The sequence below is a fragment of the Gordonia asplenii genome (assembly GCF_012933505.1).
Classification (GTDB): domain Bacteria; phylum Actinomycetota; class Actinomycetes; order Mycobacteriales; family Mycobacteriaceae; genus Gordonia; species Gordonia asplenii.
The window spans coordinates 26,366-44,878 of record NZ_JABBNB010000020.1 but is presented as its reverse complement, the minus strand read 5'-3'; the positions used below and the strand labels follow the sequence as shown (position 1 = coordinate 44,878).

Sequence of the window (18,513 nt, the reverse complement as noted above, 5' to 3'; positions counted from 1 at the left end):
TATAGGGTTGACCCGTGGTCAACGATGATGCTGCAGGCGCAAAGTCCGCCGAGCAAACGACAACACAGCAAAATGCCTGGCCGCCGGCGGCTGCACGCGCAAAGCTGCACTTCGTATCGGGCAAGGGCGGCACCGGCAAGACGACCGTCGCCGCGGCGATCGCGCTGGCGCTCGCGTCGTCGGGTAAGAAGGTGTTGCTCGTCGAATGTGAGGGGCGCCAGGGCATCGCACAACTCTTCGACACCGCTCCGCTCCCGCCGATCGACCAGAAGGTCGCCACCGCCGAGGGCGGCGGTGAGGTGTGGGCACTGGCGATCGACATCGAGTTCGCCCTGCTGGAATACCTCGACATGTTCTACAACCTCGGCTTCGCCGGCCGGGCGATGCGCAAGATCGGCGCCATCGACTTCGTCACGACGGTCGCTCCGGGGCTGCGCGACGTGATCATCACCGGCAAGATCAAAGAACGCATCATCGCCACCGACGGCACCTCCCGCAAGCCGGGCAGACTGATCTACGACGCCGTGGTGGTCGATTCTCCGCCGACCGGGCGCATCGGCAACTTCCTCGACGTCACCGCGGCGATGGCCGAGCTCACCAAGACCGGCCCGATCCGCAATCAGAGCGACGGCGTGGTGCGGCTGCTGCATTCGGAGGACACCGTCGTACACCTCGTCACGCTGCTCGAAGCGATGCCGATCCAGGAAACCGTCGAGGCGGTCGCCGAGCTGCGCGGCAAGGAGCTGCGCCTGGGATCGCTGATCATCAACCGGGTCGCGCCGACGCATCTGCCCGCCGCGGACGTCGACGACATCGCCGCGGGCACCATCGACGCCGTGCGTATCAAGGAGAACCTGGCAGCGGCCGGGCTGAGCTTGTCCGACGCCGATCTGGCCGGACTGCTCACCGAGACCATCGAGCATGCGACGCGGCTGCAGGCCCAACAGGTCGCGCGGGCGCAGCTCGACGAGGTCGAGGTGCCGACCCTGGAGCTGCCGAACCTCGAAGAAGGCGACCTGGGTTCCATCTACGAACTCGCAACGACGTTGCGGAAGGCTGGTGTGTGATGCCCCTCGAGCTGAAAATGGCGTCGATCCTCATGTCGCCGGAGACCCGCGTGGTGATCTGCTGCGGCGCGGGCGGCGTCGGTAAGACGACGACGGCCGCCGCGATGGCGCTCTACGCCGCCGAACGCGGCCGCAAGGTCGCCGTGCTGACCATCGACCCCGCACGCCGACTCGCCCAGTCGCTGGGCATGTCGTCGCTGACCAACGAACCGCAGCCGGTGAAGCTCGACGGCGACGGTGCGGGCAGCCTCGACGCGATGATGCTCGACATGCGCCGCACCTTCGACGACATGGTCCTCGAATACTCCACGCCCGAGCGTGCCGCCGTCATCATGGAGAACAGCTTCTATCAGACCGTGGCGTCGTCGTTCTCCGGCACGCAGGAGTACATGGCGATGGAGAAGCTCGGCAAACTGCTCGAAGAGAACCGCTGGGATCTCATCGTCGTCGACACCCCGCCGTCGCGCAACGCGTTGGACTTCCTCGACGCCCCCGCGCGTCTCGGCTCCTTCCTGTCCGGGCGTCTGATGAAGATGCTGGTCGGCGGCGGACGCGGGGTAGGCCGGGTGCTCACCGGTGCGATGAGTATCGCGATGCGCGGCATCTCGACGATCATCGGCGGCGACACACTGCGCGACGTCGCGATGTTCGTCCAGTCGCTGGACTCGATGTTCGGCGGATTCTCCGATCGCGCGGCGAAGACCTATGCGCTGCTCAAACAGCCGGGGACGCAATTCACCGTCGTCGCGGCGGCCGAACCCGATGCCCTGCGCGAGGCCGCGTTCTTCGTCGACCGACTCTCCAGCGAGAACATGCCGCTGTCGGGGCTGATCCTCAACCGCACGCACCCCTCGCTCACACCGATCAGCGACGCCGCCGCGGCGTCGGCGTTGGAGACGGTCACCGACGATCTCACCCGCGGAACCCTGCAGATCCATCTGGACCGCTCGGCCGTAGGCAAGCGCGAACTCCATGTGCTGCAACGGTTCACCGCGGCACATCCGGCGGTCCCGATAGTCGGGGTGCCCGCACTGCCCTTCGAGGTCGCCGACCAGGAGGCCCTGCGCGCGGTGGCGCAGCAGATCACCAGCCGGGGATAACGGGCGGCCTCACTCCCCGAGTGCTGCCGCCCGCCTCGGCTCTGTGAGCCTGGATCCACCGACGGCGGGCCCCTCCGCTGGTTGAGCGCCCGGCACCCACTCCGCTCCCCGAGTGCCGAAGCGAGGAACGAGCCCCACCCCGCTCCCCGAGTGCCGAAGCGAGGAACGAGCTTCGGTGTAACCGCCGTGCTGAGTGACCGCGAGGAACGAGCGGTTGTAACGAAGTGAGGGGCCGGCGACCCGACCTACCCAACCCAACAACCCGCCCCACCCCGCTCCCCGAGTGCCGAAGCGAGCTCGCGAGCTTCGGTGTAACCGCTGTGCTGAGTGACCGCGAGGAACGAGCCCACCCCGCTCCCCGAGTGCCGCAGCGAGCTCGCGAGCTTCGGTGTAACGAGGGGCCGGCGACCCGACCTACCCAACCCAACCCAACAACCCACCCCCGGAACCGAAAACGCCGCTGAGAGAACCCTCAGCGGCGTTTTCAGTTTCACGGACTCGCATCAACGTCGGGCGGAGCGTCGCACTCTGGCACGAGGAGAAGTGGCGAAGAGCACGCGCCCGCCGACTTGCGAGCACATCGAGCCGGTCTTAAACAGCGTGCGGACGTGTCCTGCGCTTCTGCGCTTCGAAGAATGACGACCAAGAGGTGACTTCGGGATGCTGGCGGAGCAGTGCGCGACGTTGGCGTTCGGTCATTCCTCCCCAGACTCCGAATTCGACGCGGTTGTCGAGGGCGTCGGCCCCGCATTCGAGTTGAACCGGGCAGTGCCGGCAGATGGTGGCGGCTTTGCGCTGGGCTGCTCCGCGGACGAACAGTTGGTCCGGGTCCGCCCCCCTGCATTTGGCTTGGGAAACCCACGCAAGCCGAGCCTCTGTTTCTCCGGTCGTCACTGTCGCTGGCGTCATCCCTAAGACCCCTGTCTCTAAGTTGTCCACACACTCACATCACGCTTTTCGAGTGTTATGTGAGTCACACTCTGCAGACAATCTAGGTATGGATCACTCTTTTTTGCAAGCCCTGGCGCCAAGAAAGTGGCACGAGCGTGCGAACTTCTGCAAACAGTGCAGGCCAGCGCAGTTTTCCCGGCGTCGAACCGCCGGGCTCGACCGATTCGCTGGCGGTGGCACGTAGTCTGTAGGACGTGTCGTTGTTGCTGAAGAAGCTCGCCCCCCTCACCGGATGCGCGCTGTTGGCCGGTGTGCTGGTCGCGGGCCTGCTGTTTCCGGTCGCCAGCGGGCTCGGGGTCGCGTCGAATCGCGCGGCCAGCGCGGTGGAGAACGTGTCGTCGGAGTTGCTGAACGGCACCGTCCCCGAGGTCACGACGATGACCGATGCCGCGGGTAAGCCGATTGCACTGCTCTACGACCAGTTCCGGTTACCGGTCGGCTACAACGACATCGCGCCGGACATGGTCCGCGCGATCATCTCGATCGAGGACCGTCGCTTCCTCGAACACGACGGCGTCGACTGGAAGGGCACGATCCGCGCGGCGCTGAAGAACTCCTCGTCGGGCGAGGTGCAGCAGGGTGCGTCGACGCTCGATCAGCAGTACATCAAGAACTATCAGCTGCTCGTCCTCGCCCGGACCGAGGCGGACAAGAACGCGGCGATCGAGACCACACCGGCCCGCAAGCTGCGCGAGGTCCGGATGGCGTTGACGCTGGAGCAAACGCTCACCGACCAGGCCAAGCGCGATCGCGGCCTGTCCGACGCCGCGGCCAAGCAGGAGGCCAAGAAGCAGATCGTCACGCGGTATCTGAATGTCGTTCCGTTCGGCAACAACGCTTACGGCATCGAAGCCGCCGCTCAAACCTATTTCGGCATCGCGGCCAAGGACCTCAAGGTCCAGCAGGCCGCGATGCTGGCCGGCATGGTTCAGTCGAGTTCTGCGCTGAACCCCTACACCAACCCGCAGGCCACGCTGACTCGTCGAAACACGGTGCTCGACACCATGATCGACAATTTCCCGGCTCGCCGTGATGAGCTGCTCGCGGCCAAGCAGACGCCGCTCGGCGTGGTGCCGTCGCCGCAGATCCCCAAGCAGGGCTGCATCGCGGCGGAGAACAACGGCTTCTTCTGCGACTACGCGCTGCAGTTCCTGGCGGAGAACGGTTTGTCTCGCAACTCGGTGCTGCGTGGCGGGTACCTCATCCGGACCACCCTCGATCCCGAGGTACAGCGTTCGACGGTCCGCTCACTGCAGAACAATGCTTCTCCGCAGGCCGACGGCGTCGCGGAAGTCATGAGTGTCGTGCGGCCCGGCAAGCAGTCGCATGACGTGCTCGCGATGGGATCGAGCCGCAACTACGGTCTGAGCATCAAGGCCGGGCAGACCATGCAACCGCAGCCGTTCTCGATGGTCGGCGACGGCGCGGGCTCGGTCTTCAAGGTCTTCACCGTGGCCGCGGCGATGGAGAAGGGGCTCGGGTCGGCGTCGTCGATCCCGGTGCCGTCGACCGTCGCGGTCCTCGGCATGGGTAACAGCGGCGGGGCCAACGGATGCCCCGCGAATTACTACTGCGTCAAGAACGACGGCAAGTATCCGGCGATGATGTCGATCAGCCAGGCGCTGGCACAGTCGCCCAACACCGCGTTCGTCAAACTGCTGCAGCAGGTCGGCGTGAAGTCGGCGGTCGACATGGCGGTGCGGCTGGGTATGCGGTCCTACAACACGCCCGGGACGTCGGGCTTCGGCGACAAGAGCGTCGCCCAGTACGTGAAGGACGGCAATCTCGGTTCGTTCACCCTGGGTCCGGTGCCCATCAATGCGCTGGAGCTGTCGAATGTCGCCGCGACGCTGTCGTCGGGCGGCACGTGGTGCCCGCCCAACCCGATCGCGTCGATCAGCAAGCCCAAACGCGACCGCTACGGCAATGCCGTGATGGGACCCGACAATCGGCCCGCGCTGGCCACCGTGCCGTTCAACGCGCCCAAGTGCGAACAGGTCGTCGAGACCGGGCTGGCCAACACGCTGGCCAACGCGATGAGCTTCGACGACCGCGGCGGCGGCACGTCGGCTGCGGCGGCCGGGGCCACCGGCTGGGGCCTTCCGGTGTCGGCGAAGACCGGCACCACCGAGGCTCACCGATCGGCGGCATTCCTCGGTTTCACCAACAACCTGGCCGCGGCCACCTACGCCTACAACGACGGCCCCAACCCGTCCGGCATCTGCAGCGGACCGCTGCGCCAGTGCTACGACGGCAACCTGTATGGCGGTATGGAGCCCGCCCGCACCTGGTACGGCGCGATGCTGCCGGTCGCCAACAAGTTCGGCCCCACGTCGCTGCCGCCGAACGACCCTCGATTCGTCTCGGGCAGCGATAGCGGCCGCATCCCGGCGGTGACGGGTCTGACGGCGAGCCAGGCGACGTCGAGGCTGCAGGAGGCGGGTTTCAAGGTCACCCAGCTCGACGTCGACAGCGGTCAGACACAGGGCACCGTCGTGTTCACCGCGCCGTCGGATTCGGCGATGCCCGGCTCGACGATCACGATCTACGTCAGCAACGGGCGTCGAGCCGCGGGCAGCAGCGGCCCCACTCAGACAACCGTGCAGGTTCCCGGCGTCGGGCCGGTGGTGATCCAGATCCCGGGGTAGCACCGAGGATCGCTGCGTATCCTGTAACAATGCGTTCGGATGCTTTTGGGAAACTGCTCGCCTCCACGTCGACCGGCGCCCGCGTGACAGTGGGCGCCGCTGGGCTCGCAACTGCCGGCCTGGTCTATTCGACGGTGATCGAGCGCAACGCATTTGCGTTGCGGCACAACACTCTTGCAGTGTTGGAGCCCGGTGCTGCGCCGCTGCGGGTACTGCATCTGTCGGATCTGCACATGCTGCCGCGGCAGCATCTGAAGCAGGCGTGGGTGTCCGAACTCGAGGCACTCGAGCCCGACCTCGTCGTCAACACGGGCGACAACCTCTCCCACCCGGCAGCTGTGCCGTCGGTCATCCAGGCACTCGGCGGCCTGCTCTCGCGGCCGGGATTGTTCGTCTTCGGGTCGAACGACTATTTCGCTCCCAAACCGAAGAACCCGCTGAAGTACTTCAAGACCGACCACAAGCGCGTGCACGGCGACCCGTTGCCCTGGCAGGATCTGCGCGCGGCGTTCACCGAACGCGGCTGGCTCGACGCCACGCACACCATCCGTGAGCTGGAGGTCAACGGAGTGCGGATCGCCGCCGCCGGCGTCGACGATCCGCACATCAAACGCGATCGCTACGACACCGTCGCTGGTCGGCCGAATCCCTTGGCACACCTACGACTCGGGCTCACGCACTCGCCGGAACCCCGGATTCTGGACAGGTTCGCCGCCGACGGCTACGACCTGGTGATGGCCGGCCACACCCATGGCGGCCAGCTCTGCCTGCCGTTCTACGGTGCGCTGGTCACCAACTGCGAGATCGATCGGTCCCGGGTCAAGGGCGTGTCCAATTGGGGCTCGACGATGAAGCTGCACGTCAGCGCGGGCCTCGGAACGTCGCCGTATGCGCCCGCACGATTCTGCTGCCGCCCGGAGGCCACCCTGCTGACGCTCACTCCGGTCAGCAATGGCGATGCCGACTTCGACGCCGAGCAGTCGCTGCCGCAGTTGGCGTCGGAGATGAGCTGATCCCGGGGACCGGCCGAGTCAGTCACGGATGACGCAGCGGAACCCCAAGTGGCAGGTGGAGGTGTCGCTGTCCTGCGCTTGACGCGCCGCCGGGCGGTAACGCAGGCAGTAGTTGGGGGCGCACAGGAATGACCCGCCCTTGATCACATTCCGAATCAACCCGCTGCGCGCCGCGCGCGGTCTCACCGGCGCGCAGCACGACGTCGCCGCCGAGTGGTCGTCGGTGTATTCGTCGGCGGTCCACTCCCAGACGTTTCCGGCCATGTCGTACAGGCCGTAGTCGTTGGGCGGATAGCGCCCGACGGCGGTGGTGCCCGGGCGGTCGGTTTGACGTCGCTCCGGGACGAATTCCGTGGGGAACGCGCCGATCCACGTGTTCGCCATCCGTTGTCCGCCAGGGGCGAACTCGTCGCCCCAACTGAATGTCCGTCCGTCGTGCCCGCCGCGCGCCGCGTATTCCCACTCGGCTTCGGTGGGCAGTTCTTTGCCCGCCCACGCCGCGTAGGCCTGGGCGTCGTGCACACCGACCTGGGTGACCGGATGCCGTTGCAGATCAACGCGGTTCGCATCCGCACCGAACGGCTGACGCCAGTGAGCGCCCGGCAGGTATGCCCACCACTGCTGCCAATCATTCAGTGGCACTGGAGTTTTCGGCTGCGCAAAGACCAGTCCGCCGGCGACCAGAGCGGCCGGGTCCACCCCCGGGTAGTCGCTGGGATCCGGGGCACGTTCGGCGACGGTCACGTGACCGGTGTCAGCGACGAACCTGCCGAAATCTGCGACGGTCACCGGGTGTCGATCGATCCAGAACGCACCGACTTCGCGACGGTGCGGCGGCATCTCCTCACGGTAGAAGTCGTTGCTGCCCATGGTGAATTCACCGCCGTCGAGCCGGATCATTCCCGTGCGATTCACTTCAACGACCCTACCGATAGGGTCACCCGTGTGGACATCCCGGTCGATCTGCAGTCGCAACGCAAACTCGGACCCGACTGGGCGGCTTGGCTCGACCGACTGCCGCGCCTCTGCGCGGAGTTGCTCGCGCAATGGGGGCTGCGGATCGACGGCGACCCGATGCACGGATTCGCGTCGATCGTCCTGCCGGTCCGCACCGACGACAAATCCGCCGCGGTGCTCAAAGTCGGGTTCGACGGCGACGACGAGTCCGAACTCGAAGGTCTCGCGTTGCAGCAGTGGGGCGGTCGCGGCGCGGTGCGAATGTTCCGGTCCGATCCCCGACGCCGGGCACTGCTCCTCGAGCGCCTGCGCGGCGTCGACTTGACGTCGGTGCCCGACGTCGCGGCATGCGAGATCACCGCCGGGCTGTACAGCCGGCTGCACCGGCCGGCGACACCTCAGTTCCGGCCGCTCACCGGCTATCTGACCCGCTGGCTCGACGCCCTGGCTCTCGACGCGCGAAACGTTCCGGTGCCGCGCCGGATGATCGACCAGGCGGTGCAGCTGGGACGCGCCTTCGCCGACGACCCCGACTCCACCGGCACACTCATCCACGGCGACCTGCACTACGAAAATGTTCTTGCCGCACAACGCGAACCGTGGGTCGTGATCGATCCCAACCCGATGTCGGGCGACCCGCACTACGAGGTGGCGCCACTGCTGTGGAACCGGTGGGACGAGATTGCCGACGACGCCCGCGCGGGTGTCGCGCGCCGCTTCTTCACCGTCGTCGACGCCGCGAACCTCGACGAAGACCGAGCCCGCGACTGGGTCATCGTCCGGATGGTCCTCAACGCGCACTGGGCGGTCGAGGACGCGGCACGGACGCACCGGCGGCTCGACGCCGACGAGCACGACTGGATCACGCGCTGCATCACCGTCGCAAAGGCGGTGCAGCCGTAAGACGCTGCTCCCGAGTGCCGAAGCGGGCGACACCACCCGCTCCCCGAGTACCGAAGCGAGGCGACACCACCCGCTCCCCGAGTGCCGAAGCGAGGAACGAGCTTCGGTGTAACGAGGGGCCGGCGACCCGAACACGCGAACCCACCCACCCCGCTCCCCGAGTGCCGAAGCGAGGCGACACCACCCGCTCCCCGAGTGCCGAAGCGAGGAACGAGCTTCGGTGTAACGAGGGGCCGGCGAGACGAAGACGCGAACCCACCCCCCGCTCCCCGAGCCGGGATCCACCGACGGGCACCCCCTCCGCTGGTTGAGCCGGTCCGAGCGCCGTGCTGAGCGAGGCGCTAGCCGAGTCGAAGTAGCGCTAGCCGTGCGCTAGCCGAGGTCCGTGTCGAAACCACGGTGCCGCAACAGATTTCGTGCGACCGATCATCTCGCGTTCCGATCGTGGGACCGTCTCCAATCGTGCACCCAGCCAGTGCATTCAACGGTCGCGCTGATGCTGCAGTCCTGGTCAGCCGCGACTCACCGAAATCTGTTGTCTCACCGTGGTTTCGACACGCTCGTCGCTAACGCTCCTCACGGCTCAACCAGCGAAACAGGTCCACCATCGGCGGATCCAGGCCGAGTACCGAAGCGAGGAACGAGCTTCGGTGTAACGAGGGGCCGGCGAGGCGAAAGACCAAGCCGGAAACAGGATTCGGGACGCACTCTGCTCGAGGCCAAGCGTAACCCCGACAGAAACAACTACACCCGAACGGAATTTCCGTTCGGGTCGTCATCTTTCGTTCGGGTTAACGTCGACGACCCTCACACCTTCGGCGTCACCCGCTCGATGATGCTTGCGACATCCAGCCCCGACGGCAACGTCCCGAAGACATCCCCACGATCGGCGCCCAGCCTCGACACCGTAAACGCCTGCGCCACAGCGGGATGCCCGAACCGCAACAACAGCGATCCTTGCAACAGTTGCGCCATCTGCCCGACCAATCGTCGTGCGCCGTACTGCAATTCGCCGACGTCGCCGGACAACCCGGCGAACCGCGCCTTCAGCACGGCCAGGCCGGCGTCGTAGTGGTCGTCGACGCCGACCGAACACTCCAGCTCATCGAGTAGAACCTCCAGGCTCGCCGGCTGTTTCGCGACGGCTCGCAGCACGTCCAGCGCTGCGACGTTGCCCGATCCCTCCCACACCGACAGCAGCGGCGCCTCCCGGTAGAGCCGCGGCATCCACGACTCCTCGACGTATCCGTTGCCGCCGAGGCATTCCAGTGCTTCGGCCGCATGGATCGGCCCGCGCTTGCAGATGTGATACTTGCTGACCGCCAACGAGATTCGACGCAGCGCCGCCGCCCGCTCGTCACCCGCGACGGCGTCATCGGTCAATTCCGCCAGCCACAGTCCTGCCGTGGTCGCTGCCTCCGCTTCGACTGCCAAGTCTGCCAGCACATTTCGCATCAACGGCTGGTCGATCAACGCCGCACCGAATGCCCGACGATGCGCCGCGTGATGTGCCGCATTCATGACGCCGACACGCATCCCGGTCGAGGTACCCAATGTGCAGTCGAGGCGGGTCATGTTCACCATCTCGATGATGGTGGCTACGCCCCGACCCTCCTCGCCCACCAACCACCCGACGGTGTTGTCGTACTCCACCTCGGAACTGGCATTGGAGTGATTGCCCAGCTTGTCCTTGAGTCGTTGCAGCGCAAAGGTATTGCGCGTGCCGTCGGGCAGCACACGGGGCACCAGGAAGCACGACAGTCCGCTGGGTGCCTGAGCGAGAACCAGGAACAGATCCGACATCGGCGCCGACGTGAACCACTTGTGGCCGGTGATCGCGTAGGTGCCGTCGGCATTGCGCACCGCCGACGTGGTGTTGGCGCGGACGTCCGAGCCACCTTGCTTCTCGGTCATCGACATGCCGGCGATCAGCCCGCGCTTGCCCGCGGGCACCGACAACACCGGATCGTATTCGGTTGTGCAGAGCAGGGATTCGTATTGGTCGGCCAGCTCGGCGTTGGCGCGCAGCGCCGGCACCACCGCGTAGGTCATCGAGATCGGGCAGCCATGCCCGGCGTCGACGATGCCCCAGACACTGAACTTGGCGGCCCGCACGAGGTGCGCATTCGGGCGTCCCTCGGCCCACGGCGCGCCGTGCAGACCGAATCCGACCGCGTGCCGCATCAGCTGGTGATAGCTCGGGTCGTAGACCACTTCGTCGATGCGATTGCCGTAACGGTCGTGCGTCTTCAACACGGGTGGGTGAGCTTCGGCGAGGTCGCCGAGTTCGAGCGCGGCCGCAGATCCGGCCAGCCGGCCCACCGCGTGCAGTTCGTCGAGCGCATGTTCGACCCGATTACGTTGCAGCGCATCGAGAATCACCGGTTGATCGGCAGCGTCGAAGTCGACGAGGGGCGGCACCTGATTGGTCACGGCATGAGTAGACATACCTCACTATTACAGATTTCTAGCACACGAATCAATAGCGTAACTCCGTCTTGCGGGCACCACACCACAGTCCGAACCGAACAGCACTACAGCTACATCGCGGTCCCGACGTAGGCGGTGAACTCGTCGCGGAAGTCCCGATACGCCGCCCGCAGCAACTCGCCCGGCCACGGCTGAGGACATAGTTCGGCGGGCAGCAACGGATCCCGCAGTAGGTGCCCCACCACCGCCGCCGCAGCGACGAATCGTTCCGCCAGACTCGACGCGGCGTCGAGCTCGGCGAGCAATTTCCGGGCGAGGTCAGCCCACGACGTCGGGTCGAAGAGTTCCCGCGCCAACTCCACCGAGTCAGCGTCGGGCATCGTCGCGAACATCCGCACACGCTCGGCGAGGACCGGGCCGACGACGAACGCAAGGTTGTCCGGACGCATCCACACCCCCTCGCGCAGCTCACCGAAGTGGTTGCACAGCAATGCTTCTCGAGTAGCGACGCGCTCCGCGGCGTCGAGCGCGGGGGTTGTGACGACCACCATGCGCCACCGACCAGTCCACTCGGTCCAGGCTGGTTCCAGAGCCTCATCCTGACGCCGCTGCCGCTCGACGAGGCGGCGCGCGAGCCGGTAGACGCCGTCGGTCCGCTCCAGATCACCCGCCGCGACCATCCTGGTCAACGCGACACGTACGGTCGATGCGGAATACCCCAGTCCCGCACCGATTGCGATGATCCCCTTCGTCGTCGCCTCACCGGGGTGCGCTCCGAGAAGAGCGCTCAGAATCGCCGATCGAGCCGAGAGTCTGCGCGGTGGCGCGGCGTCGGGCATACCAATAAGCCTAGTGCGCCCGCTGATCGAGCCGGCAGGCCGATCATTGCCGCGGTAGGTATTCGGCAGAACTCCGCGACGCAACCCACCGCACCACAGATACGAGGAAGCCCCCGACCGGATCCCGGTCAGGGGCCTCAACTGCTTCTCAACCAAAGCGTCGGGGTGGCGGGATTCGAACCCACGACCTCTTCGTCCCGAACCACCTGACCTGGGCGTTTGTGATCGTTGACGCGGTTTGCGACGTCGAATAGCGCCAGGTCAGACGGTTGACGTTGTTGGCGCGATATGGGTCCTGCCGAATCTACTGCGGACGCACTGCGGACGGGGGTGGAGCGGGCCGCGGGATCGACCGCTGCGGCTTGGGGGCACTTCGCCAGCGACGGGGGCACGACTCCCCGCGGTCCCTCGGCGGCCCGCTCCAGTTCTCAGTCGGCCTCGGTGTGGGCCTTCGGCCGCGGCCGGCGACTCATCGCGTCGGCCCAGCCGGAGCGGATCCACGCGTCGGCGACGTCGTCGGGAACGTCGGCGACCTCGCCCGACCCGAACACCGTGCCGTCGTGAGCGACCTGAAAACCACGGGACACAACAACTTTCATGATCACAGCCCCGACAACTTCAGTACCGCGGCCGGCCGCTCGACCGCGAGCGCGAGACGTTCCTCGACGACGAAGCGGGTGAGGTTGCGGACCAGGTCGTCACCACTGGTTCCGACGAGGACGCGCAGCGAGTCCCGGACCAACACCTTGCCGAACTTGCTGGTGTCGAGCATGAACGCGGACCCGGACGTCTGTGCCGTGGTGGTGAACACTTCCACGCCCCACACGGTCGACGCTTCGCCCGACGTGGGATCCGGCGCCACCAAGTACCGACCTTGCGCGTCCTTCGACCGACGCACCTTTGACCAATCGCTCGGATGCATGACAAGCAGATTCGCTTGGGCTTTGGCCGCGCCGACGCGCAGCTGAGCGATCGCGGATTCGATTGCGTCAAGCGAGGTTTCGCCGTCGGCAGTGTCGACGGCGTGCGTCAGAATGTCCGCTCGTCGCGTTCAACCCGGTGAGATTCTGACCGGTGCCGTCGCCGGTGAGGATCTGCGCGGCTTCGACGTCGAAGACCTGGGCGAACAACTCTGCTTGCCAGTAGGACTCGAAGGCGTCGAAGTCGGCGATTGCCTCCCATGTGACGGCGCCATGCACGGCGATTTTGCGCGCCGTCACAATGACTCGATCCGTCGCAGCCACGGCTTCGGGCTTCGCCGCGCCTTCGGCGACCATGCCGGGTCCGCCGGTCGTCGAGTTGTGACGGATGAACTCGAAGCTCGGCGCCTCGATGGTCATGGTCGGCAACTTCTCCAGGAGTCTGGGCTCGTGGATCTGGCCGACGACGAGCGGATCGAGCTGCGGGGGCAGCAATCCGGGTATTCCAAGGGATGCGTCGCGCGATTCGGTGATCGAGAACGACGAGCGCTGCACGATGGGCATTGTGCAGTGCTCGCAGGTGCTCCGGATCGAAGCTCACGCCGCGACGTCGAGCGCGCGGCCCGCCTTCGATATAGAGGCCGCTGGCAGCCGCCTGCGCAGCCCGGACGCCGCGCGAGTTCTGGTTGATCGTCTCCGACTGCGACAATTCGTCGGCCAGCTCGCCGATCCGTTCGCCGATCGCGGCCAGCTCGGTGGTGATGTCGTCGAGATCCTCGGCCTCGTCGGCGCGTAGCTCGGTGCGGCCTTCGCGCTGGGCGGCCTCGACCGCGGCCTTGCGCTTGGCGACGAGAGGCGCCTCACGGGCGAGCAGGCGACGGATGCGAACGTCGCGCTGCGCCATGGTGTCGAGCTCGGCGCGCGGCCGCCGGTTCTTCAGCATGCGCGCCTCGGCGCGAGCGGCCAGTTCGGATGTAGTAGTCATGGGGGTATTCCTTCACAGGTAAGCGAATGCCCAACTGCAGCAACAGTTTTCGGGCATGAATGATGAGATGGATCGACGGTGCCAGTGCCAGGCTTCAACGCCTGCAAACTCAGCCAGTGCCAGGCCTCCACCGCTGTCCAGTGCCAGGAATACCCGCGGTTGTTCGCTGACCTCAGCTTACGCCAGGATCAGCCCAAGGCGATATGCCCGACGTATCGGGCACGTCGTCGAGCCGGAGCAGTCCGCGCCGGCGCCAGTCCTCGCGGAGCGCGTCGACCTCGGCGTCGTGGCCGACCTCGCCCTCAAGGTTCGCGAGGAACTCGTCGGCGAGCAGCTCGCGAGCCTCTCGGCGGAGCAGCTCGTCACCAACCGCCTCAGACTGAGCCGACGCCCAATCACGCCACGCGCCGACCGTGGCCGCGACGTCGTCGAGATGCGCGCGCAGCACCAGCAACGCCGGCCGCGACATGTGTCGTAGGTCCCCCGGGGGACGCCGGTCGGGGGACGGTGTTCCCGGCGCATTTTCGCTGGTCATAACGTTTTCCTCTCGAAATGTGATGGCACAGGTGACACTCAAAGCAGTTCTGCGCGAAATTCAAGGACCGCGGCGTGCCCGGGCCTCGAGGCGTTCTGAAGTTTCGCCATGCCCTCCCCCACCGGGGTCCTACCGCCCACGGTGCGGGTCCTCCTGGCGGTCCCACCGACGAGTTCGCAGCGTCGGCCGCTCGGTCGGCGTCGTCCTCGGTGGCGGCCGGACGCCGGCGATCACGTGACCGACGTCGCTACGCTCACCCTGAGCCCAGGTGCGGCAGTTAGCGAGCACGGGACAAGCGGCACAGAGCATCTCAGCCTCGATTTGCCTCGTCTCGACCTCCTCGACGGTCTCACCGACCCGTGCGGCCTCGAACAGGTCCGGCCGGTCGCGGCAGGCCGCGCCGGTGAGCTTCGGCAGGCCGTCGACCACGCGCACGAGGCACGCGATCCAGCCGTCGAGCAGTAGATCGCGGTCCTTGCGAGCCGCTGCCGTCGTCACGCGAGCCGTCCTCGACCGAACGCGGCTCGACGCCGTCGCTGGGCGCGAGCCTTCGCTCGGTGCCTCGGCCAGTCGACGCGCGGGCGGGTCTTCGGCACCAGGCGCATCTGCTCGGCGATCGCATCGACGTCGAGGTCGCTCATGACGCTGCCTTCCGTGCGGCGCAGTGCGCGTGTACGCCCGCCTTCTCGTCGGCGTCGTCGTTCATCTTCTGCTGGCACACCGCGCACAGTTTCCACTCAGTTTTCGGTGGGTTGACGAACGCCGACGTGCCGTCGGCGCAGTCCTCGCAGAGACCAGCGGTGTTGGCGACGGGCAGCGTCATGCCGCACTGACAGAGGCGCCCGCGGTGCCGTTTGTCCGGTTTCAATTGTGGTTGCATAGGCTCACCTTTGCTGTCCGATTTGTGTGGGTTCGTGTCCGGTTCGGTCGCGGGCAAAGGTACACGCTGTACTTCGGGTACAGCGTGTCTGACCTGCGAAGATAGGGGCTGTACCTCGGGTACCGCGTGTACCTGCGAAAGTCGGTACTTCGACCCGTTCGGAACCTCGCGTTCGAGGATCAATCCGTCTGCGGTCAACTCGGCAAGCGCGGTTGTGAATTGGTCACGGATGTCTGCTTTGAGCTTGGGGCGCAGGTCTCGCTTCGACAGTTCGCCGTCGCGTTCGAGCCACCGCAGAATCGCTGCCTTGGCGCGGTCGAGTTTGCGGTCGGCGATGAATTCCTCGCCGCGGGCCTTCGCCATCGCGCGTTCGCGAATCTTCGCCCGGGCCGCCCGCTTGGCCTCGCCGACGATCCACGCGCGCGTGGCGTCGGACCGCTCCATCACCACACTGGACAGTTCCCAGTCGAGTTCGTCGACGACGCTGCGGTGATGCAGGACCGCCAGCATCGCAGCCACCTTGCACCGTGTCAGCATGGCGTGGCCGTCGAGCGCGTCGGCTTGTCCGCGTTGCCGTGCGAGGTGCGCGGCAATAATCTGTTCGCGGATCTCGGTCGGCCCGTAGGTGATCTCGACGACGCCGTCTTCACCCGGACACCAGAGAGGAAGGTCGACGTTGAGCGGCGCCGGATCATCGACCGCGTCGGCTGGCATCGTCGGATCGGTGGTTGGAAACCAGAGGAAGCGTTGCGGTGTGCCTCCGGTCGTGTCGTCGAAGATGACGCCGGTATGCCCGGGCTGCGCGCCGACCGACATGCACAGCCGGTACTTGTGCGCCTCGACGATGCGGGTGGTGGCCGCGCTCGCGTTGGCTTGCCCGATCTGCTCGCCCATCGCCACCGACTTGAGTTGTGCCAGCAGGATCGACCCCTGGCGCGACGCGAGCCCGGCCAGAGTGTCGATTTCCGGTACGTTCACGATCGCTCGGGTAACCCGCTTGCGGTTGACCGTTTTGTCTTCGTCACCCTTCTTGTCGTCGTCACCCTTCGGCGGCATGAACGTCGCGGCCAGTCCTTCTCCGGAGCCGATCGGTCGCTCGATGATGTCAGTAGGCCACGCGAGCCGCGCGACCTTGTCGCTGATGCCCTTGCCGCCACCGGATGCGGACACGAACGCACAGAGCAGGTTGAGCGACGCGCGGCCGCCGATGACGCCGGGAAGTTGCACGGTGGGCTCGGTCGACGCTGCGACGCGCAGCAGCACAGCACCGAACACTGCCCACGGTGCCGCGTAGCGGGCTCGTGCCCACTGCCGGATCGTTTGGAGTTGGGTTGTGGCGGTGAAGAATTCGTCGTCGGTCATGCGGTTACCTCGCGAGGGATGTAGATGCCGCTGCGGGTGGCTTCGGATCGATCGCGCAGGAACTTCGCGACGCCGCGCCAATCAGCCGCCGCGGCAACGGCATTCGACGTTGCGACCGACTCGGCCTGCAGGTCGTCGAGGTACAGCGTCCACTGCGCGGCCGCCCGGTAGACGGCGCCGACGAACAGCGGATTCCCGGTTGGGAGCTCCAGCCACCGGTGAGTGCCGATTGTCGGCGGCACACCGTGGCGCTCCAGGCGGTGCAGCGTCGGAGCGAGGCGTTCGATCGTGAGCGCGAATGAGATCTCACGCGACTGGCAGCCGCCCGATATCGGGTCGAATTGCGTTGTCATGCAACATCTTCCGTCGTTGTGAATGATGGGGGTGTTGCCCGGCGGTGGCTGGTATCCCGCCGGGCAACGATGGGGGTTACGAGAGATCTGGCGCGACGCGGTCGATCAGGTCGTCGACGTCGGGACCCTGCGCCGCGATCGCGACCGAAGCTGACCTGGCATTCGGGTCGCGGTCATCGGCGCGGACGTAGTAGTGGAAGCGGTAGTAGCCTTGCGGTCGATGCTTGCTCTTGCGGCATCGCTCCCACCCGTCGCGTCGACACTGCGCCGTACCCGCCCGAAATGCCCGCTCAACCAACCCGTAGACGGTGCGCATCTCGCGCGTCGACATGCGGCCGAGAATCTACGCGTACATGCGGCCGTCGTCGTAGACACAGATCCACACCGCACTGCGCCACAGAATGCCGGCTTCATGCTTGAACATCGGCGGCACGTCGAGCCGCTCCACCTTGACACCGAACACCGAAAGATCGCTCGGGTCAACGCATTTCACCATGAACACGTTCATCGGGTCACCGCCGTGACCACGTCGAGGGCACCGCGTCCGGCGTCGACGGCCATGTCGGCGAGCTGCAGCAGCTCGTCGACTGTGCGCGGAGTGACGTCGGCGAGCGCCTTGTTGATCAAGCTCAGCGCGATGCCGACGTGGGTGACCGCATCCTCGATCAACGGGGTATTCTGTGTCATATCAATTCCTCTGTTGGGTGTTGGTGTTGGAGCCCTCGACGACGTTCTTGGCGGGATGCGTCGAGGGTTTCGTGGTTTCTCGGGCGAACTTGTCGGCCCGATCCTTCGCGGCAAACATCGCCGTCCGCACGAGTTCGTAGCCGGGCGACTCTCGGTCGTCGAGGTGCTCGTCGCGGTAGCGCTCGAACCGCTCGGCCGCCGTGTCGGCAGCTGCATCGAGCGCCGACTGCACAACGTCGAGCGAGTCGGTGCCACGCGTGAACCTGCGGACGCCGACCTCGTCGGCTCCGAGGCCGAGGTCTTCACCGCGGGTCGCGTCGGCGTAGCGGTCAGTCGGCATCATGCTGCACCGTCGCGTGACGTGAGTACGTCGATGCAGAACTCGGCGTCACCCTCAGCCACGATGGCGTTGTGGCACGCCGGATCGAACACGCGGAACTGCGGATTCAGCGCCGTCGACGAGCGAATCTTCGACACACGCAGCCCCATCGACCGAACGCGCCCACGTAGCTCGGTCTCGGCGCACTCATCCAGATACTTCTGGTACTCAGGGCTTGCCGCCCAATCGCGGATACCCTCTACCTTCGCCGACCGGACGGGACGCCGGACGCCGCCCGCCATTACGCCGCACCTCCACGCGTAGTGGTCTTCTCCTGCTCAGAAAGCCAGCGCTCAATTTCACTGCGTCGGTATAGGACTCGGCCACCAGCTCGGAATGACGCCGGCCCTGTGCCGCCATTTCGCCAGTACCGGAGCGTTCCCTCGGGAAACGGCCACCGCTGACTCACTTGCTTCGTGGTGAGAAACTCATCATTCATAATCAACTCCATTGTGTTGTTTGATGTAACAACGAGAGAGCGTACGCGTTGACGTTGTTGGGGTC

24 protein-coding genes are annotated in these 18,513 nt (G+C 66.2%); 6 read left to right on the top strand and 18 right to left on the bottom strand.

Translation table 11 applies throughout. From position 1 onward, the window contains the following. The first annotated feature begins 14 nt into the window (after nt 1–14). The gene (gene bagA, locus HH308_RS18160) at nt 15–1,067 is read left to right on the top strand and encodes an ATPase BagA (RefSeq protein WP_170195645.1); all 1,053 of its coding nucleotides are present in this window, start codon (nt 15–17) and stop codon (nt 1,065–1,067) included. Next, nucleotides 1,067–2,167: an ArsA family ATPase gene (bagB, locus tag HH308_RS18155; RefSeq protein WP_170195644.1), complete on the top strand. Its 1,101-nt coding sequence runs from the start codon at nt 1,067–1,069 to the stop codon at nt 2,165–2,167. The genes bagA and bagB overlap by 1 nt, the downstream gene beginning before the upstream one ends. Nucleotides 2,168–2,758: 591 nt before the next feature. Here bagB and HH308_RS18150 read toward each other — a convergent pair. Beyond that, nucleotides 2,759–3,076 carry a WhiB family transcriptional regulator gene (locus tag HH308_RS18150; protein ID WP_170195643.1) on the bottom strand — a complete coding sequence of 106 codons (318 nt, stop codon included), beginning with the start codon at nt 3,074–3,076 and terminating at the stop codon, nt 2,759–2,761. Nucleotides 3,077–3,321: 245 nt separating this feature from the next. Here HH308_RS18150 and HH308_RS18145 point away from each other — a divergent pair, with 245 nt between their 5' ends. Together HH308_RS18145 and HH308_RS18140 are read left to right on the top strand one after the other, a co-directional pair. Beyond that, nucleotides 3,322–5,766: a penicillin-binding protein gene (locus HH308_RS18145; RefSeq protein ID WP_376767233.1), complete on the top strand. Its 2,445-nt coding sequence runs from the start codon at nt 3,322–3,324 to the stop codon at nt 5,764–5,766. 29 nt (nt 5,767–5,795) lie between these two features. Then, nucleotides 5,796–6,779 carry a metallophosphoesterase gene (locus tag HH308_RS18140; protein WP_170195642.1) on the top strand — a complete coding sequence of 328 codons (984 nt, stop codon included), beginning with the start codon at nt 5,796–5,798 and terminating at the stop codon, nt 6,777–6,779. An 18-nt stretch (nt 6,780–6,797) separates the two neighbouring features. On the opposite strand, the gene HH308_RS18135 is transcribed toward HH308_RS18140, so the two are convergent. Then, nucleotides 6,798–7,679 carry a formylglycine-generating enzyme family protein gene (locus tag HH308_RS18135; protein WP_170195711.1) on the bottom strand — a complete coding sequence of 294 codons (882 nt, stop codon included), beginning with the start codon at nt 7,677–7,679 and terminating at the stop codon, nt 6,798–6,800. A gap of 45 nt (nt 7,680–7,724) precedes the next feature. Here HH308_RS18135 and HH308_RS18130 point away from each other — a divergent pair, with 45 nt between their 5' ends. Next, on the top strand, nt 7,725–8,639 hold the full coding sequence (locus tag HH308_RS18130) for an aminoglycoside phosphotransferase family protein (RefSeq protein ID WP_170195641.1): 915 nt from the start codon (nt 7,725–7,727) through the stop codon (nt 8,637–8,639). 807 nt (nt 8,640–9,446) lie between these two features. On the opposite strand, the gene HH308_RS18125 is transcribed toward HH308_RS18130, so the two are convergent. The 5 genes from HH308_RS18125 to HH308_RS30230 form a co-directional block, all read right to left on the bottom strand. Beyond that, complete coding sequence (locus HH308_RS18125) at nt 9,447–11,087, bottom strand: acyl-CoA dehydrogenase family protein (RefSeq protein ID WP_170195640.1); 1,641 nt, start codon at nt 11,085–11,087, stop codon at nt 9,447–9,449. 92 nt (nt 11,088–11,179) lie between these two features. Then, nucleotides 11,180–11,908: a PaaX family transcriptional regulator C-terminal domain-containing protein gene (locus tag HH308_RS18120; RefSeq protein ID WP_170195639.1), complete on the bottom strand. Its 729-nt coding sequence runs from the start codon at nt 11,906–11,908 to the stop codon at nt 11,180–11,182. Nucleotides 11,909–12,336: 428 nt separating this feature from the next. Then, the gene (locus HH308_RS18115) at nt 12,337–12,507 is read right to left on the bottom strand and encodes a hypothetical protein (protein ID WP_170195638.1); all 171 of its coding nucleotides are present in this window, start codon (nt 12,505–12,507) and stop codon (nt 12,337–12,339) included. Nucleotides 12,508–12,509: 2 nt separating this feature from the next. Then, a complete protein-coding gene (locus tag HH308_RS30235; RefSeq protein ID WP_376767232.1) occupies nt 12,510–12,872 on the bottom strand; it encodes a phage major capsid protein in 363 nt (120 codons plus the stop codon). A 25-nt stretch (nt 12,873–12,897) separates the two neighbouring features. Beyond that, a complete protein-coding gene (locus HH308_RS30230) occupies nt 12,898–13,392 on the bottom strand; it encodes a phage major capsid protein (protein ID WP_170195637.1) in 495 nt (164 codons plus the stop codon). On the opposite strand from HH308_RS30230, the gene HH308_RS18100 reads away from it, so the two are divergent. After that, nucleotides 13,385–13,624 carry a hypothetical protein gene (locus tag HH308_RS18100; RefSeq protein WP_170195636.1) on the top strand — a complete coding sequence of 80 codons (240 nt, stop codon included), beginning with the start codon at nt 13,385–13,387 and terminating at the stop codon, nt 13,622–13,624. The two genes, HH308_RS30230 and HH308_RS18100, sit on opposite strands and share 8 nt — an antisense overlap. Nucleotides 13,625–13,985: 361 nt before the next feature. Here HH308_RS18100 and HH308_RS18095 read toward each other — a convergent pair whose 3' ends face one another. The 11 genes from HH308_RS18095 to HH308_RS18045 all read right to left on the bottom strand — a co-directional run bounded on the left by HH308_RS18095 (nt 13,986) and on the right by HH308_RS18045 (nt 18,448). Further along, nucleotides 13,986–14,348 carry a hypothetical protein gene (locus HH308_RS18095; RefSeq protein WP_170195635.1) on the bottom strand — a complete coding sequence of 121 codons (363 nt, stop codon included), beginning with the start codon at nt 14,346–14,348 and terminating at the stop codon, nt 13,986–13,988. A gap of 129 nt (nt 14,349–14,477) precedes the next feature. Further along, on the bottom strand, nt 14,478–14,846 hold the full coding sequence (locus HH308_RS18090) for a WhiB family transcriptional regulator (protein ID WP_170195634.1): 369 nt from the start codon (nt 14,844–14,846) through the stop codon (nt 14,478–14,480). Beyond that, nucleotides 14,843–14,989 (bottom strand): hypothetical protein, encoded by a 147-nt coding sequence (locus tag HH308_RS18085; protein WP_170195633.1) that lies wholly within the window; start codon nt 14,987–14,989, stop codon nt 14,843–14,845. Before HH308_RS18085 ends, HH308_RS18090 begins: the two co-directional genes overlap by 4 nt. Continuing rightward, nucleotides 14,986–16,590 (bottom strand): hypothetical protein, encoded by a 1,605-nt coding sequence (locus HH308_RS18080; protein ID WP_170195632.1) that lies wholly within the window; start codon nt 16,588–16,590, stop codon nt 14,986–14,988. Before HH308_RS18080 ends, HH308_RS18085 begins: the two co-directional genes overlap by 4 nt. Then, nucleotides 16,587–16,943 carry a DUF2742 domain-containing protein gene (locus tag HH308_RS18075; RefSeq protein ID WP_170195631.1) on the bottom strand — a complete coding sequence of 119 codons (357 nt, stop codon included), beginning with the start codon at nt 16,941–16,943 and terminating at the stop codon, nt 16,587–16,589. The genes HH308_RS18080 and HH308_RS18075 overlap by 4 nt, the downstream gene beginning before the upstream one ends. A 76-nt stretch (nt 16,944–17,019) precedes the next feature. Then, the gene (locus tag HH308_RS18070; protein ID WP_170195630.1) at nt 17,020–17,274 is read right to left on the bottom strand and encodes a hypothetical protein; all 255 of its coding nucleotides are present in this window, start codon (nt 17,272–17,274) and stop codon (nt 17,020–17,022) included. Nucleotides 17,275–17,286: 12 nt separating this feature from the next. Continuing rightward, entirely contained in the window at nt 17,287–17,451 is a 165-nt protein-coding gene (locus tag HH308_RS18065) for a hypothetical protein (RefSeq protein ID WP_170195629.1), read from the bottom strand. Further along, nucleotides 17,448–17,630, bottom strand: a complete 183-nt coding sequence (locus HH308_RS18060; RefSeq protein ID WP_170195628.1) for a hypothetical protein — start codon at nt 17,628–17,630, stop codon at nt 17,448–17,450. The genes HH308_RS18065 and HH308_RS18060 overlap by 4 nt, the downstream gene beginning before the upstream one ends. A gap of 1 nt (nt 17,631) precedes the next feature. Then, nucleotides 17,632–17,973 (bottom strand): hypothetical protein, encoded by a 342-nt coding sequence (locus HH308_RS18055; RefSeq protein WP_170195627.1) that lies wholly within the window; start codon nt 17,971–17,973, stop codon nt 17,632–17,634. Then, nucleotides 17,970–18,251 (bottom strand): hypothetical protein, encoded by a 282-nt coding sequence (locus HH308_RS18050; protein WP_170195626.1) that lies wholly within the window; start codon nt 18,249–18,251, stop codon nt 17,970–17,972. Before HH308_RS18050 ends, HH308_RS18055 begins: the two co-directional genes overlap by 4 nt. Beyond that, nucleotides 18,251–18,448, bottom strand: coding sequence for a helix-turn-helix transcriptional regulator (locus HH308_RS18045; protein WP_170195625.1), 198 nt, complete (start codon nt 18,446–18,448; stop codon nt 18,251–18,253). The genes HH308_RS18050 and HH308_RS18045 overlap by 1 nt, the downstream gene beginning before the upstream one ends. Nucleotides 18,449–18,513 lie beyond the last annotated feature (65 nt).

What these genes read in the sequence shown, in the direction of transcription:
- bagB (WP_170195644.1), top strand. Translation starts at nt 1,067, where the DNA reads ATGCCCCTCGAGCTGAAAATGGCGTCGATCCTCATGTCGCCGGAGACC.
- HH308_RS18150 (WP_170195643.1), bottom strand. Translation starts at nt 3,076, where the DNA reads ATGACGCCAGCGACAGTGACGACCGGAGAAACAGAGGCTCGGCTTGCG.
- HH308_RS18140 (WP_170195642.1), top strand. Translation starts at nt 5,796, where the DNA reads ATGCGTTCGGATGCTTTTGGGAAACTGCTCGCCTCCACGTCGACCGGC.
- HH308_RS18135 (WP_170195711.1), bottom strand. Translation starts at nt 7,679, where the DNA reads ATGATCCGGCTCGACGGCGGTGAATTCACCATGGGCAGCAACGACTTC.
- HH308_RS18125 (WP_170195640.1), bottom strand. Translation starts at nt 11,087, where the DNA reads ATGTCTACTCATGCCGTGACCAATCAGGTGCCGCCCCTCGTCGACTTC.
- HH308_RS18120 (WP_170195639.1), bottom strand. Translation starts at nt 11,908, where the DNA reads ATGCCCGACGCCGCGCCACCGCGCAGACTCTCGGCTCGATCGGCGATT.
- HH308_RS18115 (WP_170195638.1), bottom strand. Translation starts at nt 12,507, where the DNA reads ATGAAAGTTGTTGTGTCCCGTGGTTTTCAGGTCGCTCACGACGGCACG.
- HH308_RS18100 (WP_170195636.1), top strand. Translation starts at nt 13,385, where the DNA reads ATGGGCATTGTGCAGTGCTCGCAGGTGCTCCGGATCGAAGCTCACGCC.
- HH308_RS30230 (WP_170195637.1), bottom strand. Translation starts at nt 13,392, where the DNA reads ATGCCCATCGTGCAGCGCTCGTCGTTCTCGATCACCGAATCGCGCGAC.
- HH308_RS18095 (WP_170195635.1), bottom strand. Translation starts at nt 14,348, where the DNA reads ATGACCAGCGAAAATGCGCCGGGAACACCGTCCCCCGACCGGCGTCCC.
- HH308_RS18085 (WP_170195633.1), bottom strand. Translation starts at nt 14,989, where the DNA reads ATGAGCGACCTCGACGTCGATGCGATCGCCGAGCAGATGCGCCTGGTG.
- HH308_RS18080 (WP_170195632.1), bottom strand. Translation starts at nt 16,590, where the DNA reads ATGACCGACGACGAATTCTTCACCGCCACAACCCAACTCCAAACGATC.
- HH308_RS18075 (WP_170195631.1), bottom strand. Translation starts at nt 16,943, where the DNA reads ATGACAACGCAATTCGACCCGATATCGGGCGGCTGCCAGTCGCGTGAG.
- HH308_RS18070 (WP_170195630.1), bottom strand. Translation starts at nt 17,274, where the DNA reads ATGTCGACGCGCGAGATGCGCACCGTCTACGGGTTGGTTGAGCGGGCA.
- HH308_RS18065 (WP_170195629.1), bottom strand. Translation starts at nt 17,451, where the DNA reads ATGAACGTGTTCATGGTGAAATGCGTTGACCCGAGCGATCTTTCGGTG.
- HH308_RS18060 (WP_170195628.1), bottom strand. Translation starts at nt 17,630, where the DNA reads ATGACACAGAATACCCCGTTGATCGAGGATGCGGTCACCCACGTCGGC.
- HH308_RS18055 (WP_170195627.1), bottom strand. Translation starts at nt 17,973, where the DNA reads ATGATGCCGACTGACCGCTACGCCGACGCGACCCGCGGTGAAGACCTC.
- HH308_RS18050 (WP_170195626.1), bottom strand. Translation starts at nt 18,251, where the DNA reads ATGGCGGGCGGCGTCCGGCGTCCCGTCCGGTCGGCGAAGGTAGAGGGT.
- HH308_RS18045 (WP_170195625.1), bottom strand. Translation starts at nt 18,448, where the DNA reads ATGAATGATGAGTTTCTCACCACGAAGCAAGTGAGTCAGCGGTGGCCG.